Origin of the sequence: Sphingomonas sp. ID1715 (assembly GCF_013044515.1) — a bacterium.
In the GTDB taxonomy this organism is placed as follows: domain Bacteria; phylum Pseudomonadota; class Alphaproteobacteria; order Sphingomonadales; family Sphingomonadaceae; genus Sphingomonas_B.
Genome location: NZ_JABEPR010000006.1, coordinates 49976 through 64797, shown reverse-complemented (window position 1 = coordinate 64797; position 14822 = coordinate 49976). Strand labels below are relative to the sequence as shown.

General features: G+C 63.2%; 9 protein-coding genes, 2 pseudogenes and 1 other annotated feature. Of the genes and pseudogenes, 8 read left to right on the top strand and 3 right to left on the bottom strand.

What is annotated here, in order from left to right; genetic code table 11:
• Positions 1-7 precede the first annotated feature (7 nt).
• From HJG53_RS14205 to HJG53_RS14195, 3 genes are all read left to right on the top strand, one after another.
• On the top strand, positions 8-436 hold the full coding sequence (locus tag HJG53_RS14205; protein WP_171131689.1) for a MarR family winged helix-turn-helix transcriptional regulator: 429 nt from the start codon (positions 8-10) through the stop codon (positions 434-436).
• A 67-nt stretch (positions 437-503) separates the two neighbouring features.
• The gene (locus HJG53_RS14200) at positions 504-2042 is read left to right on the top strand and encodes an AarF/ABC1/UbiB kinase family protein (protein ID WP_254447792.1); all 1539 of its coding nucleotides are present in this window, start codon (positions 504-506) and stop codon (positions 2040-2042) included.
• 98 nt (positions 2043-2140) lie between these two features.
• The gene (locus HJG53_RS14195) at positions 2141-3094 is read left to right on the top strand and encodes an MlaD family protein (protein WP_217352866.1); all 954 of its coding nucleotides are present in this window, start codon (positions 2141-2143) and stop codon (positions 3092-3094) included.
• A 549-nt stretch (positions 3095-3643) separates the two neighbouring features.
• On the opposite strand, the pseudogene HJG53_RS14190 reads toward HJG53_RS14195, so the two are convergent.
• A pseudogene (locus tag HJG53_RS14190) lies at positions 3644-3913 on the bottom strand (transposase); the annotation flags it as partial.
• A 15-nt stretch (positions 3914-3928) separates the two neighbouring features.
• Here HJG53_RS14190 and HJG53_RS19190 point away from each other — a divergent pair.
• Together HJG53_RS19190 and HJG53_RS14180 are read left to right on the top strand one after the other, a co-directional pair.
• Positions 3929-4330, top strand: a complete 402-nt coding sequence (locus HJG53_RS19190; RefSeq protein WP_368039590.1) for a type IV secretion system DNA-binding domain-containing protein — start codon at positions 3929-3931, stop codon at positions 4328-4330.
• On the top strand, positions 4324-4926 hold the full coding sequence (locus HJG53_RS14180) for a recombinase family protein (protein ID WP_171131682.1): 603 nt from the start codon (positions 4324-4326) through the stop codon (positions 4924-4926). The genes HJG53_RS19190 and HJG53_RS14180 overlap by 7 nt, the downstream gene beginning before the upstream one ends.
• Positions 4927-5149: 223 nt before the next feature.
• Positions 5150-5205, top strand: a sequence feature (sul1 is cis-regulatory element that is thought to sense ions involved in sulfur or methionine metabolism; They are found in Alphaproteobacteria).
• A gap of 165 nt (positions 5206-5370) precedes the next feature.
• Here HJG53_RS14180 and HJG53_RS14175 read toward each other — a convergent pair.
• Together HJG53_RS14175 and HJG53_RS14170 are read right to left on the bottom strand one after the other, a co-directional pair.
• A complete protein-coding gene (locus HJG53_RS14175; RefSeq protein WP_171131898.1) occupies positions 5371-6006 on the bottom strand; it encodes a helix-turn-helix transcriptional regulator in 636 nt (211 codons plus the stop codon).
• Between the two features lie 594 nt (positions 6007-6600).
• Positions 6601-6963: pseudogene (locus tag HJG53_RS14170) on the bottom strand (lytic transglycosylase domain-containing protein); the annotation flags it as partial.
• Positions 6964-7404: 441 nt separating this feature from the next.
• Between HJG53_RS14170 and HJG53_RS14165 the strand changes: the two are divergent.
• The 3 genes from HJG53_RS14165 to HJG53_RS14155 all read left to right on the top strand — a co-directional run bounded on the left by HJG53_RS14165 (position 7405) and on the right by HJG53_RS14155 (position 14745).
• Complete coding sequence (locus tag HJG53_RS14165; protein WP_368039589.1) at positions 7405-8346, top strand: toprim domain-containing protein; 942 nt, start codon at positions 7405-7407, stop codon at positions 8344-8346.
• A 45-nt stretch (positions 8347-8391) separates the two neighbouring features.
• Positions 8392-12627: a strawberry notch family protein gene (locus tag HJG53_RS14160; RefSeq protein ID WP_171131680.1), complete on the top strand. Its 4236-nt coding sequence runs from the start codon at positions 8392-8394 to the stop codon at positions 12625-12627.
• Between the two features lie 93 nt (positions 12628-12720).
• Entirely contained in the window at positions 12721-14745 is a 2025-nt protein-coding gene (locus tag HJG53_RS14155) for a ParB/RepB/Spo0J family partition protein (RefSeq protein WP_171131678.1), read from the top strand.
• The last annotated feature ends 77 nt before the right edge of the window (positions 14746-14822 follow it).

Here is a 14822-nt window from a genome sequence, read left to right as displayed (position 1 = left end):
GTACAGGATGCGTCGTCTCATCGACGCGCATCTCGCCGGTCACGGTGCTTCAATGGCCCAGCTTAAGCTGCTGGCTTTCCTAGCTGAGAAGCCGCGCCGCTCGACCGACATTGCGGGCTTTTTCGATCAGGCCCCGCGTACGGTCACCCAGGCGATCGATGCGCTGGAGCAGAATGGATTGGTGTCGCGCTCACCAGTGGCCGACGATCGCCGGTCGAAGCTGGTGCAAATCACTGACGTCGGCAGGGCTACGCTGGATCAGGCCATGCCGCTTTACGACGCGATTGTAGCCCGCACCTTCGGGAGCCTGACAGCCGAGCAGCTGGAAGGTCTAGACGGGGCTATCGGGCACCTGAACCGGCTTTTTGATGGGCTGGAGAAGACTAGCGACCGTGAGACGAAAACGCCGCCTGCGAGTGCCCGGCAGCGTGACTGACCCGACTTCGAACGGTCCCATGGAAGCGGCAGCTCTGAAGGAACGGGAGCGGTTCGCACAGATCCTGATGCTGTTCGGGCGCCACGGTCTCAAGGGCCTTGCCGCTCGGTTGGGTCTCGGGATGGGAGGTGACGAGCCGCTTGAAGATACCCGGCCGGAAGCGATCGTCGCTCTATTGCGGGATGTGGGCCCCGTAGCGGTCAAATTCGGACAGATCCTCGCCATGCGAAGCGACCTTCTGGAGCCGGCATGGGTCGATGCACTTTCAAAGCTGCAGGACCGCGTTCCCCCGCTTCCATTTGCGGCCGTGCAACCGCTGATCGAGGAGGCGATCGGGGGGCCAATCGACACGAGTTTCAAGCACTTTGACACCGAAGCGATCGCGGCTGGCTCGATCGCCCAGGCCCATGCGGCAACGCTCCTCGACGGGCGGGACGTTATCGTCAAGATTCGTCGCCCAGGCATCGAGCGCATCGTCGATGCCGATCTTCGGCTCTTGCGACGACTGGCCCGGGTCGCGGAGCGCCGTATCCCCGAGATCGCGAGACTGAAGCCGGACGAACTGCTGCGCCACTTCGCCGAGAGCCTCGACCGGGAAATGGACCTCAGCGCAGAAGCCCGCGCCAGTGACGCAATCGGTCACTATCTCAAGGACTACGGGGTTCGGACCGCGCGCTTCGATTGGGAGCTTTCGGGGAGGCGAGTGAACATCCAGGAGCGGCTTCGCGGGTTTCCCGCGAGCGATCTGGACGCGGCCCGCCGAAGCGATCTCGACCTGGCTGCGCTTGCCAGCACCTATGCGCAGGCGATCCTGCGCATGATCATCATCAACGGTCACTTCCACGCCGATCCGCATCCCGGCAACGTCTTCTTCCTTGAAGACGGCACGCTTGGCCTGATCGATTTCGGTGCCGTGGGCACCCTCCTGCCGAGACGCCGGGAGGAACTCGTTCGGCTTGGCCTTGCGATCGCTTCGGAGGACACCGGCGGTGTCGTTGATATCCTTATGCTCTGGGCCGGTGATCCGGACGTAGACCGGGTCCGGCTCGAAGAGGCAATGGCCGAACTGATCGACCGCTTCAGCAACGTCCTGCTCGATCAGATTGACCTCACCGACATCTTTCAGATGGTGTTCGCGATCCTGCGCGACTTTCATCTCGCGCTTCCGCCTGACCTCGCCCTGGTGCTCCGGACCTTGCTGACCGCCGAGGGGTTCGTCCGGCGCATCGATCCGGCATTCGACATCGCTCGCGAGCTTGCTCCGATAGCAAAGGAAATGATGCGGGAGCGGGCAAGCCCTGCCCGGCTGCGCGGCGAGGCGGGCAAGCTGCTCGCGGCGCTCGGACGAGCGGTTCTGGCAACGCCGAACCTCGTCGGACAGATCGAGAAGGTTGCGCGAACTGGCTCGATCACCGTCAGTATCGCGCCCAAGGACCTTGAGCGTTTACGCGGAAGAGAGCGTGCCGGCAGGGGTACTCCGCAGCTCTATCCCGCCACCCTGGCGATCTGCGCGGCGATAGTGCTTTTCTCGCAGCCTCTCTTGGCCGGCCTTTTGGCTCTCGGCGCTGTTGCACTGGCCGTTTTCGAAGGTGTGAGAAGGCGATGAGAGCGGCGCATGCAGAGTCGATCGCGAAGCATCGCTCCTGGCGCGACGGGCCTCGGGATTCCTAGCTCCCGATGGAAACGCGTTCAAACTGGTTGAAGGTGAGCCTGATCGTGGGCGTGCTCTTGGTCACCGCGATCGGATTCGCATTCTGGCTTCTCCAGGCGAGCGATACCAAGGGGCCGACGTACGAGATACGATTTGAACAATCTGTCGATGGCCTGCAAGCGGGGTCGGCCGTGAACCTTCTCGGTGTTCCCATCGGCCGCGTAACTGAAATCCAGCTTCATCCCAAAAACCCAGATTTCGTGACCGTGAGGTTCGTACTGACCAGTGACACCATTCTTCATCGCGGTGTGACAGCGTCGATCGAGCGATCGTTATTTGATGGATCGGCAAAACTGAGCCTGAGTGGCAACAACATTCACAATCCAGTGATCGCGGCACGAGAGGGGCAGCCGTTCCCGATTATACCAGCAAAAGGCGGCGGACTGTTGGGCGGCGGCGGTCCAGCAGACCTCATCGCAAAGGTATCGTCGACCGCGGAGAGCGTATCTAAGACGCTTGATCCGGCCGGTCTACGCTCGATCGAGGAGCGTTTGGAAGAACTTTCCCGTAGCTCGGAGGCCTGGAACGGTAAGGTCGATCGGGTAGCAGGACGGTTGCCCCAGACTGAGAGGATCGGTGCTTTAGCAAAGCAGATTGCGAATACAGGCGCCGGCGCGGCGAGGCTGCGCCGGCGCCTTGAGGGCTCCCGCGGCGAGATTGGTGAAAGACTTTCTCGGTCCCTGAATGCGGCTGACAAGTCAGCGATGTCCTTCGGGCAGTCGGTTTCGAGGGCGCGACCTCAGATCAGGAGACTGGAAGCGGATGCCCGCCACGTCACTGAGACCGTCCGATCGCTCCGGGGACCGGTCAGTCGAGCCGGAGATGTCGCCAAGAGGATCGAGCAGGGGGGCTTGGGATCGACCAAACTGCCCGATTTCAAACCATCCACCGATGGCGGTTCAAGCGAGAACGGGACCCCGGCGAACAAGATCGGATCGAAGCAATGAAGGGGCTAGGCCCTCGCATCGCCCAGCGTGCTGCGAGGAAGTTTGTAGTCGAGTTGAGCCGAAAAAAGCATCGTGTGACTCCACCGCGCTCCGGCAATCTTCGGTGATCCGCAGAAGGCATTATGGCCAGCGGCGATCACAAGGCCGCATGAAAGGCCGGACACATGGCCGCAACGACCGGCAACTGTAGCGTCAACTAACCATTGTCTACGGAGAGCCGTCCACACAGGGCGCTAAGCCGACCGTGCTTAGACTAGAACGAAATGACGTCTGTTGAGCTCTTTCAAGAATAAACCTCATCCAGGCTTCTCTGTCGCTTCGTCAGTTCGGGCGCAGATGCGCATCGCTGCACAATTCTAAAAAAGGTTAGAAACGCTTGGGAACAGCAGTCTAAAAAGCTCCAGCCGTCTTTGTAGAAGGCCAGCCATCCTGCCGAACGCAGCCAGTTTCACGCTGCGTTTTCGGTCTGGATGCTTCCTGTATGCCTCCAAAGGTAAACAGCTCAGCGGCGGATGAGGCCCGCAGGGCCCCTTTCCAGCTGTAGATCAACTAGGCGGTAGACTCATATACCCGCAGCCACAGCCGCAATGCGGCGAGCTGGACCATGGCGAGATATTCCCGGCGAGCTTGTCGTAGCGGGTAGCGATGCGGCGGAAGTGGTTGAGCTTATTGAAGAAGCGCCCGATCAGCTTGCGGTCGCGGTAGAGCCGTGTGGAAAAGCACGGCCTCCATGTGCGGTTTGATTTAGCGGGAATGTTGGGCGTGGCGCCCTGCTCCTCGATCCGCGCGAACGCGATCAGCGTCGTCAGCCTTGTCGGCCGTGGTCACAAGCTGATGGAAGGATCGGTTGCCGACCCGCTGACCGCGCCCGAAGCCGCCCGCATGGCGGAGCCGATCCGTGCCGTTTTGAACGCCAACGCGAAGGCTCACTGCATGCTGCCGACGACGGGCACCCCCTTCTCGGTCAAGCGCGGGGTAGCCGGCGACAGCAAGCCCGGCGCGATCCTGTTCGTGTCCGCGCGCTACGTCGACATGTCGGTCGCGTCGCGGCTGCTGTCCCAGAGCTACAGCAGCAATAATCTTCGCACCGCTGATGAGTGTCCGAACGACGTAATACCGCAGGTTCTTGCGACCGCGCTAAGTTGCGGCCGAAAACAGGCGGTGGACCGTCGCGAAAGTCGTCGAAAAATCTCTGTCGCGCAAATCCGGCGGGTGCTATCTTTTCCGACATGCTGATTGGCTACGCACGAGTCTCAACGGATGACCAGACCGCCGCTTTGCAGTTCGATGCGCTGACCCAAGCAGGTTGCGAGCGTACCTTTTCGGAGCATGCGTCGCGAGCCTCGGCAGAGCGGCCCATCTTGGCGGAGGCTCTGAGCCATACACGCGCCGGCGATACCCTCGTCGTTTGGCGGCTCGATCGACTCGGTCGGTCGCTGCCGCACCTCATTCAAATCGTGCAGAGGCTCGAGGCCGAAGGGGTTGGGCTGCGTAGTCTGACCGAGGGTATAGACACCACAACGGCTGGCGGGCGGCTGGTATTTCATCTCTTCGGCGCTTTGGCGGAGTTCGAGCGCGAGCTGATCCGGGAGCGAACGCTCGCCGGTTTGGCCGCAGCCAGGGCGCAGGGGCGAATAGGTGGACGCCCTCGCAAGCTCAGTGCAGAGAAGCTGAAAGCGGCGCAGCAACTTCTTCAGGATCCCAAGTCGACAGTTTCCGGAGTCGCGCGAACTCTAGGGGTCCACCGGTCAACGGTGCATAGGGTCTTGCAGAAGTTAGACGCCAAGAAGATCGACGCGGAAGTAGAACGTGGACTTGTTCAGGCCGGATAACGCAGCGCCCGGACAACCAGCTCGAAGGTGCAGGCAAAGCCGGCCGGATCGGTAAAGAACAAGAAGCAGATGGCGCGTAGTGATCTCTTAATGGCCTTGGTGCAGGCGGGCGCGACCGGCGACCGCCACCTCGCATTTTGGAGATGGCCGTGACAAAGCTGCCTCCTAAGGGCGTGCGTTCGCACTTGCAGCATAGCGGCGTATTGAGCAGGGTTTCATCTCCGCTGGACTCGGGGCTTAACTGAGTGGCTCGGCCCGGCGCCTACCCCCGGGATAATCTTCCAGCACATCGGCCGACCGCCGGTCCGTCGTCACATTGCGATTTTGCGTCGAGCTTGTCGTGACCCGTGCTCTCGGCATCTTCCAAGATACTTCATACGAGACATGTCGTTCCGGCGCCGTCGTGCGAGTAGAATGCATCCAGCGTCAACGCCGTTGCTTTCTTTAGCGCAGGCGCTTTCCACTCCAGACGACGCGGCCGATGACTGCTATGTCCTTTAGTGCCGTTCCGGGCCAGGCCGGATAAGCGCTGTTGTCGCTGATGATGGTGACAAGGCGACGATCAATTTCTCTAGCGATTCGCTTGACGAGAAGGCCGTCGCCCATACGGATCACATAAATTCCGTCTCGCAGGCGCGATGCTGCGTCGAGCCGATTGACCATTATGTCGTCGCCATCGTTCAAGGTAGGGGCCATCGAGTCCCCGACCACCTTGATCATCGAAAGTCCGGCGAGGTCTCCTCCAGCTAGTTCCCGAAGGAGGCGCTCGCTAAATCCCATGCTGTCGGATGAGCTTTCAGGAACAGAGAACGCGCCATGGCCGGCAGATGCTCGAACTTCGAGCGTGGGTATTTTGCGAAGTGGCACCTTCGCGTCTTCCCTCGCGCCGAGCGTTGCTTCTGGAACACCAAAATAACGTGCAAGCGTCCGCCGATCCTCCTCATCGAGCCGCTTTGGGCTGCCCCGCTTGATGAACTGCTGAATGTAAGAGGGATTGCGGCCGATCAGCCTCGAGAGGGACGCATAGTCCTCTCGCCGCTCTCGTATCAGCTCGTCTAAATACTGGCGAGGATCAGTGATGCTTCGAACGTCCACGGACCACCTTCAAGCCGAACAACTAGAACATAGACAGAACGAAGCCGCTTGCCAAGCAATCCTCGTGGATGAGATTCCACGTGTGAGAAGTGCCCTACCCTGAGATCCAACGCGGCCGCTTGCCAACGAGTTCACCCCAAAAGCAGCACAAGCTCGGGCCTATTCCGACCCCTGCTCATCGATCCTCTGGGCGTTCCCTCTTCAACACCACACCGAACGACGTGCAGCAGTCGCAGATTGCCAGCTGTGGGCACCCCCGGGCGCGCTGCCATACATCGGCCAGCGGCGTGCGCGCCTCACCTGTTCACGAGGTCGGGCGCTTGCTTATCCCCGTGCTCAGCCCCGTCTTGTGCATCTTTCGCGCGATCGGCGAATGCCTTCTCGTACTCAGCGCGAATCATCGCCGACTAGAACATTGTGGTGCAGCGTCCCTGCTGTCCCACTTCGCAACTCCGCCTGGGGTCCAAGACACTCAATTGCCGCCAAGAATGCAGCCCACGTCACTCCTACGATGCGCCACCATCACTTCTCTCAACCGTCCTCCACGCGGCCAGGTTTACTCAAGCGTCTTGGCGCTGACTAACGCCATAGCGAACGCCAATGGCGTATCACGCGGTTCACATAGTCCGGCGTCTCACCATTGCGGGGAATGCCTCGTGCCCTGATCACTGCACCGGGCCCGGCATTATAGGCAGCGAGTGCCATTGCGATCGATCCGAACTGATCGATCATGGAGCGTAGGTATCGCGCGCCGCCGTCGAGATTTGCCCGGATGTCGAACCGATCGAACACGCCGAGAGACCGCGCCGTTGCCGGCATGAGTTGTGCGAGTCCCGCGGCTCCAGCCCTGCTGACTGCGTCTGACCTATAGCTCGATTCGGCGGCAACCAACGCGTCCAGCAGGCCCGCCGGCAGACCATGCCTTCTCTCCGCTGCGGTGATTTGGATGATCACCCGATCACGTGCCGGGGACGAACCTGGTCTGCGGTAATTCGGAACCGTGCTTGGTACGGTCGAGCTAGGCGGCCACAATCGCAACGACGTCTTTGTCCGCACCTCGTCGAACTCGCGTTCATAAGCCTTGTGCTCGACCAACATGAACTCGCTTTTCGCTCCGCTGTGCAGATCGGCCGAGGGTGTTGCGAGCCACGGCGGATCTACCGCGACACCTTGGGCCCCGGCAGCGCCCGGGTTCGCCAGAACCGCGAGAGTAGAAGTTAATATGACCGGGAAAGCGCGGCCAAACGGGATCGTCCGCATATGCGGTCCTCATGCTGTTTGCGCCTTCCACAGCAGAACATATATAGAACGGAACCTCTGCGAAAGGCCTGCTTATGGATGAGGAGAGGTCGGCGGAGCGGAGCGCGGGTCTGGGATGAGGAGGTGAACAGCGTGCAGAAAATGTCCTCGAACGCGCCTTCTTTAGACGCCGAAGGGCGAGCTATCGTCGAGGAGCTCGGCGGCCAGTGGCGAACAAATGGAGGGATGTGCCGATGCCCCGCGCATTCTGACCGCACGCCCTCGCTCAGCGTTCGCCCAGGTCACCGCCGGCTCCTGTTTCACTGCTTCGCAGGCTGCGAAGCTGCTCTCGTCATCCAAGCGCTACGCGCGCTGCGCATCGTCGGCACGTCGACGGGCGGTGGCGGCGACATAATCTCCCCGCCGGCATTCACGAAGTCGCTCGCGCCATTGGCGGCACGGATATGGTCGGAAGCACGACCTGCCGACGGAACGTTGACCGAAGCTTATCTTCAATCTCGAGGCATCGACCTGTTGCCGACCGAGCTCCGTTTTCACCCACGTGCACCGCAAGGACGTGCGCCGCTCACAAGCTTTCGCCCGGCGATGATCGCAGCGGTCAGAGATGACAGCGGATTAATCGCGGTTCACCGGACCTTTCTCGCCTTCAAGCACGACAGCCTTTTGTGCGGATCTCCCTCGAAGCTGGCTTTGGGTCGCCTGGGCAAGGGGGCGGTTCGCCTCGCGCCACCGCGGGATGATATTCTAGGCCTCGCGGAGGGCATCGAAACCGCATTGTCGGCATGGCAGTTGTTCAACATCCCTTGCTGGGCGGCTCTTGGCACTGAGCGTTTTCGTCACGTCGCCATTCCCAGTTCAGTGCGACAGTTGACCCTATTTCTTGACAATGATGCCGCCGGCCGACGAGCCGAACGCCTCTGTCGTGAGGCGCATCGCGAAGCTGGGCTCTCCATCGAGGCGCGTTACCCCAACCTGGCCGGCCAAGACTGGAACGATGTTCTGCAACACGAACTCGGCCTCTCGGACCGCGCGCACGATCGAGAGGAGAGCAAGGCGGTGGCGTGATGCACCAGCTCGGGCGACTCCGCCCGGGCGGGCAGGAGATCCGCCATGCAGACTGCGCTCGCACTTGACTGCCCCGTCCCCGCCGACCCCGTCTTCACGGCCGCAACCCGCCTCGCCGAGATGCTCGAAGTCGATATTCCGATCGACGCGCGCCTCCTTCGTTGCCTGTTCGAAAGTGCGACGAGAAGCTCCGACGCGTCCGCGGGGTGGTCGATCCACGACGCCTATCGGGCGCTTGAGCTGGCCCAGGTCCTGTATCTGACGAGCCCAACCTGCCCGATTGGTCTCGGGTCCCCCGCCGCCGCGCTGAGCAGCCTTCAGGCCCTGGCTGCTCGCCTCCCGACGCAAAGTTATCGCAGCGAGGATCAGCTGGATCTGCAGCAGTTCTCAACGCCGATCCCTGTCGCCTGGCTCGCCGGCATGGCGGCAATGTTCCGCCCGCAGGACTTTGTCCTCGAACCTTCCGCAGGGACTGGCCTTCTCGTCTGGCCAGCGGCACGGACCGGGTCCCGCCTGACGCTGAACGAGATCGATGTCCGGCGGCGCGCTTGCCTCGAGACGGCTTTCCCGACCGCATCGATCACTGGGCATGATGCCGAGATCCTCGACGATCTGCTCCCGGCTTCGCTGAGTGCTGACGTCGTGATGATGAACCCGCCATTCGCGCGCTCGCACGGCCGCGGCGACGACCGTCATGCTGCGGTTCGCCATCTCGACGCCGCCTGGAAGCGACTCCGGACCGGCGGACGCCTGGTGGCGATCATGCCGGACCGGTTCAGCGCCAGGGGCTGGACCGATAGCCGCCCCAAAGAGGCGACGCTTCGGCTCGACGCGCGGCTCGCGGCAGGGCTCTACGCCAAGCAGGGCACCGGCATCGCTGTCCGCCTGATCGTGATCGACAAGCTCGTGGACACGGTCGCTCCATGCGATGTGGAGACCAACGACTTGTGTGCCTTGCTCGAGCCGATAAGCAGGATTCCCGCGCGGTCGGCTGCTCCACCGATCCCAGCACCCGCCCCTCCCCGGCTATCGCTGTTCGGCGATCGTCATCGTGGACGGCCAGCCCTCGCTCCTACACCTGTCCGGAGCCAGTCGGCGGATCTGGCCGAGGCCCTGGACCTCGCCATTCTCGAAGACCCCGCACCCGTTGGCGATCAGGTCGGCATCTACCTCCCATGGCGCCCGAGCCGGCTCAACATTCCGGATGCCTGCGAACATCCCACCCCGCTCGTTGAGTCGATCGCCATGGGGTCGGTCGCGGCGCCAAAGCCGACCTACCTACCTTGTCTTCCGCGCCGGCTTGTGACCGATGGCGTTCTCTCGAGCGCGCAACTTGAGACGCTCGTCTATGCTGGCGACGCGTTCGAGCGCGACACGCCGGGTCGGTTCGTGGCCACCGATGAGGGTTGCACGCTCAAGCCGGACGCCGACGGAACAGCCTATGCCGGTGGGTTCTTCCTGGGTGACGGCACCGGAGCCGGCAAAGGCAGGCAGATTGCCGGGATCATCCTCGATCAATGGCTCCGAGGTCGTCGGCGCCACATCTGGCTCTCCAAAAACGAGACCCTGCTCGAGGACGCGCGGCGCGACTGGTCGGCGCTGGGCGGGCTCGCCCTGGACATCCAGCCGCTGTCGCGTTGGAAGCTCGGAGCGCCACTCGCTCTCGATGCCGGTATCCTATTCGTCACCTATCCGACGCTCCGATCCGGACGCGACGACGCGACCCGGCTTCGGCAGATCGTCGAGTGGGCGGGCACCGATTATGACGGCGTAATCGCGTTTGACGAAGCACACGCGATGGCGAACGCTGCCGGGGAGACGGGCAGCCGGGGCAAGGTCAAGGGATCCGAACAGGGCATCGCCGGGCTTCGGCTGCAGAACCTGCTGCCTCGCGCCCGCGTGCTCTACGCATCGGCGACCGGCGCATCCGACGTTGCGAATCTCTCCTACGCGACCCGGCTCGGCCTGTGGGGCCCGGGGACGGCGTTCGCCGACCGGGAGCAGTTTGTCGGCGCAATCCGCAAGGGCGGCATCGCAGCAATGGAGCTGGTTGCACGCGATTTGAAAGCGCTCGGCCTTTACACCGCCCGTGCCCTGTCCTTCGCTGGCGTCGAATATGATCTGCTCGAACACGCGCTGAGCGATGTGCAGATCGGGATCTACGACGCCTATGCCGAGGCTTGGGCGATCATCCACCGCAATCTCAGCGCTGTGCTGGAGGAGACCCGCGTCGTCGATGCAGTATCTGGCGCGACGCTCAACGCCAACGCCAAGTCGGCCGCGCTGTCGCGCTTTGAGGGCACCAAGCAGCGCTTTTTCGCGCAGCTTTTGCTGTCGATGAAGCTGCCCAGCCTCATTCCCGCGATTGAAGCCGATATCGAAAATGACCACGCTGTGGTGGTGCAGCTCGTCTCGACGGCAGAGGCGATGCTTGATCGGCGACTTGCCGACCTGACGCCCGACGAGCGCGAAGCGCTCGAGATCGACCTGTACCCGCGAGAATATGTGGTCGACTATCTGACCACCGCGTTTCCGACACGCCAAATGAAGGTCTTCACTGACGCGGAAGGCACGGTTCGCTCGGAACCGATGTCGGATGACGAGGGACGCCCTGTCCATTGCCGATCCGCCATGCTGGCCCGCGACACCCTCATCGAACAGCTCTGCGCGCTCCCTCCGATTGCTACGGCGCTCGATGCCCTGATCGAACGGTTCGGGACCGAGGCAGTTGCCGAGGTCACCGGCCGCACCCGTCGGCTCGTCATTGGCAATGACGGCCGGCAGCGGATCGAGAACAGGACGCCACGGTCGAACCTGATCGAAGCTCAGGCCTTCATGGACGGCACCAAGCAGGTGCTGGTCTTCTCTGACGCAGGCGGCACTGGCCGCAGCTATCATGCAAGCCTCGACGCCAAGAACCAGGCGCGACGCATCCACTATCTGCTGGAACCGGGCTGGCGGGCCGACGCCGCCATTCAGGGTCTGGGCCGCACCCATCGCACCAGGCAGGCCTCGGCGCCTCTGTTTCGTCCTGTCACGACCAATGTTCGCGGCGAACGCCGCTTCATCTCGACCATTGCACGGCGGCTCGACGCGCTGGGGGCTCTGACCCGGGGTCAACGCCAGACCGGAGGCCAGAACCTGTTCGATCCGGCCGACAATCTTGAAAGCGACTATGCCAAGGACGCTCTGATGACCTGGTACCGGCTGCTGTTCGACGGCAAGCTTCGCTCGGCCACGCTCGGCGATTTTCAAGATCGCACCGGCCTCAGGCTGGAGAGCGAGGATGGAGGACTGCGCGAGGATCTGCCTCCCATCCAGCGCTGGCTGAACCGGCTGCTGGCCCTCCCGATCGCATTGCAGAACGCGATCTTCGACGAGTATCTGGCCTTGATCGAAGCGCGGGTCTCGGCCGCCCGCGATGCCGGCACGCTCGACATTGGCGTCGAGACGCTGCTGGTCGACCGCTTCGACATCGCCGAAGACCGCGTCATCCGGACCGATACCGTCTCGGGCGCGACCACCCATCTCCTCCGCCTTGAGATTTCGCGACGCCTCAAGCCGATGACTATCGAGCGCGTATCTGCCCTGCGCACCCCGCAAAATGACGCTCAGCCGCTCATCAATCAAAAGTCCGGAATGGTCGCGCTCCGGCTCAATGCCAGGAGCTTGATGACATCCGACGGCGAGCCTGTGCAGCGCTACCAACTGCTCAGACCAACCCGATCCGACTATCTGGCCCGCGACCTGTTCGAAGAGACGAACTGGCGACCTGTCGATGAAGCACGATTTGCGATCCTGTGGGCAAAGGAGGTCGGCGAGGCGCTCGCGACGCCTTGCCGCGAGACGCTCCATCTCGCAACCGGGCTGCTGCTGCCGATCTGGGACAAGCTGCCCGACGATCATGTCCAGGTCCTGCGCGTCGCCGATCCCGCTGGTCGCTCCCTGCTCGGCCGCGAGATACCGCCGTCGTCGCTCGCCGCGCTCGGCACGCGGCTCGGGCTCGAACTCGACGCGGGTCTTTCGCCGAATGAGGTTGTCGCATCGGTCCTGAAAACGGGCCGGCCTTTGCGCGTTTCTGGACCAGGGGTGCTCGAGCTCAAGCGGTCGCTGGTCAACGGGTCGCAACGCCTCGAGCTGACCGCGTTCGAGCCCGCACGGCTCGCCGAATACAAGGCTCATGGCTGCTTCACCGAGATCATCCGGTACCAGACCCGGCTGTTCGTGCCCGTCGACAGTGCCGCCGAGGTCATCGCTCGCATCGCCTCCGGCGCCGCCTGACATCAGCGGCTGCACCGCCCGATGTCGGGAGAAGAGGAAGCCGGGGTGAGGCGAGCCGGGCGATCGTCCGGTTCGTCCACAAGGAGATGTCCCATGACTCAGACGATCCCCCTCAACAAGCTTGTGCCATCTTCGCGCAACGTGCGCCGGCAGAGCGATCCTGCTGCCGATGCCGAGCTCAAAGCCGATATCGAGGCCCGCGGCCTCCTCCAGAATCTGATCGTCACCGCGCTCAAAAAGCCGCGCGGGAAATATGCGGTGGAGGGCGGTGGCCGACGGCTCGCTGCACTGTCGGCGCTGGCCGCCGATGACAAGCTGCCCGTCGACTTCGGGGTTCCCTGCCTCGTTCTCGACGACATCGGCACCAACGCCGCCGAGGCCAGCCTCGCCGAGAACTTCCAGCGGCTGGCGCTCAACCCCGCCGACGAATGCCTCGCCTTTCAGCACTTCATCGAGAAGGGATCGGATGTGGCAGGCGTAGCGAAACGCTTCGGCCTGACTGTCCGCTTCGTGGAAGGCCGGCTCCGCCTTGCGGCGCTTGCGCCGGTTGTGTTCGAGGCGCTCGGTCGCGGCGACATCACGCTCGATATCGCTAAGGCCTATGCCACGACGCCCGACCAGGAACGGCAGGCCTATGTCTTCGAACAGATGGCGACGAGCTACAATGGCGCTCATCCGGACAGCATCCGGCGCATGATGACCCAGGCGACCGTCGCGGCCTCGGATCCGCGTGCGCGCTTCGTTGGCGAGGACGCTTATGTCGCTGCGGGCGGACGTGTCGAGCGTGACCTGTTCGCCGACGATCAGTCGACACGGTGGCTCGACATCGCGCTGCTTGAACGCCTTGCGAGCGAAAAGCTCGAAGCCGCGGCTGCCTCGGTTGCCACCGAGACCGGTCTCGGATGGGTGCGCCCATCGCTCGATCAGCATGTCAGCTGGGAGCAGACCGAGGGACTGCAGCGCGTCACGCTTGAGGCCCCTGCCCTCACCGCTGAAGAACAAGCCGAAGTCACTGCGCTCGAGGCAAGCGCATCGGACCAGATCGCGATCATTGAGGATGAAGACGCGACCGATGACCAGCGCGCCGCTGCCGAGGCCGAAGTCGAACGGCTCGAACATGCGATCGAGGCGATCACGGACAAGCCGCCGGTCATCGACGAGGCGGCGCGGTCCACGCTCGGAAGGTTCCTCGTCCTTGGTCGCGACGGCCAACCGCGCCTCCATGAGGCCGTTTATGCCGAGAAGCCCGACACGCCGCCCGAGGACGAAACCGGCGATACATCCGAGGAGCGCGATGACTCGAGCACCGGCAGGCGTGGGGCGTTCACACAGCGACTGACTGACGAACTCGCGATCCAGCGTCGCGACATCCTCGCAGTCCATGTCGCCGCAGATCCCGACTTTGCGCTCGACCTCGCGATCTTCCTGATGATCGACCGCGCTAGTTGCGGTCAGCGCAACGGCTCCTCGCTGTCAGCGCGGCATCCGAGCGATCCGATCTTGGGGTTCAAGACGCCGTTGGCACCCGCGACGATCGCACGTGAGGAGGCTGAAGCAGCGCTTGACCGGTCATGGACCGAGGGCGAAAGCCTGGCCGCGCGGTTCGACGCGTTTCGGGCACTTGGGCAGGACGCACGCGCAGCCTGGCTCGGCCACGCAGTTGCAGGAACGCTTGAGGCAAGTCTGGATGTCGCTGGGGCAAGCGCCTGCCGCTTCCACGACCATCTCGGATCGCTGCTCGGCATCGACACGGCCCGCTGGTGGCGCCCGACCGGCAGCAACTTCTTCGATCGCATCTCGAAGCCGATGATGTTCGAAGCACTCGGTGAGGTCGGCGGGCCGGTCCTCGCCGCACGCTATATGGCCTCGAAGAAAGCCGAGCTCGCCCAGGCTTGCGAACGCATCTTCGCCGGCGACTTCATCGGCGAGGTCGAGGTGAAGGAAGCGGCCACGGCGTGGGTTCCTGCCCCCATGCGGTTCGCAGGTGGGAGTGTGCCTGCCGATCAGGCGGTCCATCCCGAGGCCGCTGCCGACGGTCCCGGCGATCCAGAGGCGGCTGGCGCCAGCGGGGCAGCGGCATCGCTGGAAGTCGATGCGGACAAGCTCGAAGCGGCCTGACGTCTCCTGCAGGTCGTGACGGATGGGCGGCTTCCTCGACAGGAAGTCGCCCATTTGCGTGCCTCAGGAGGAGAGGC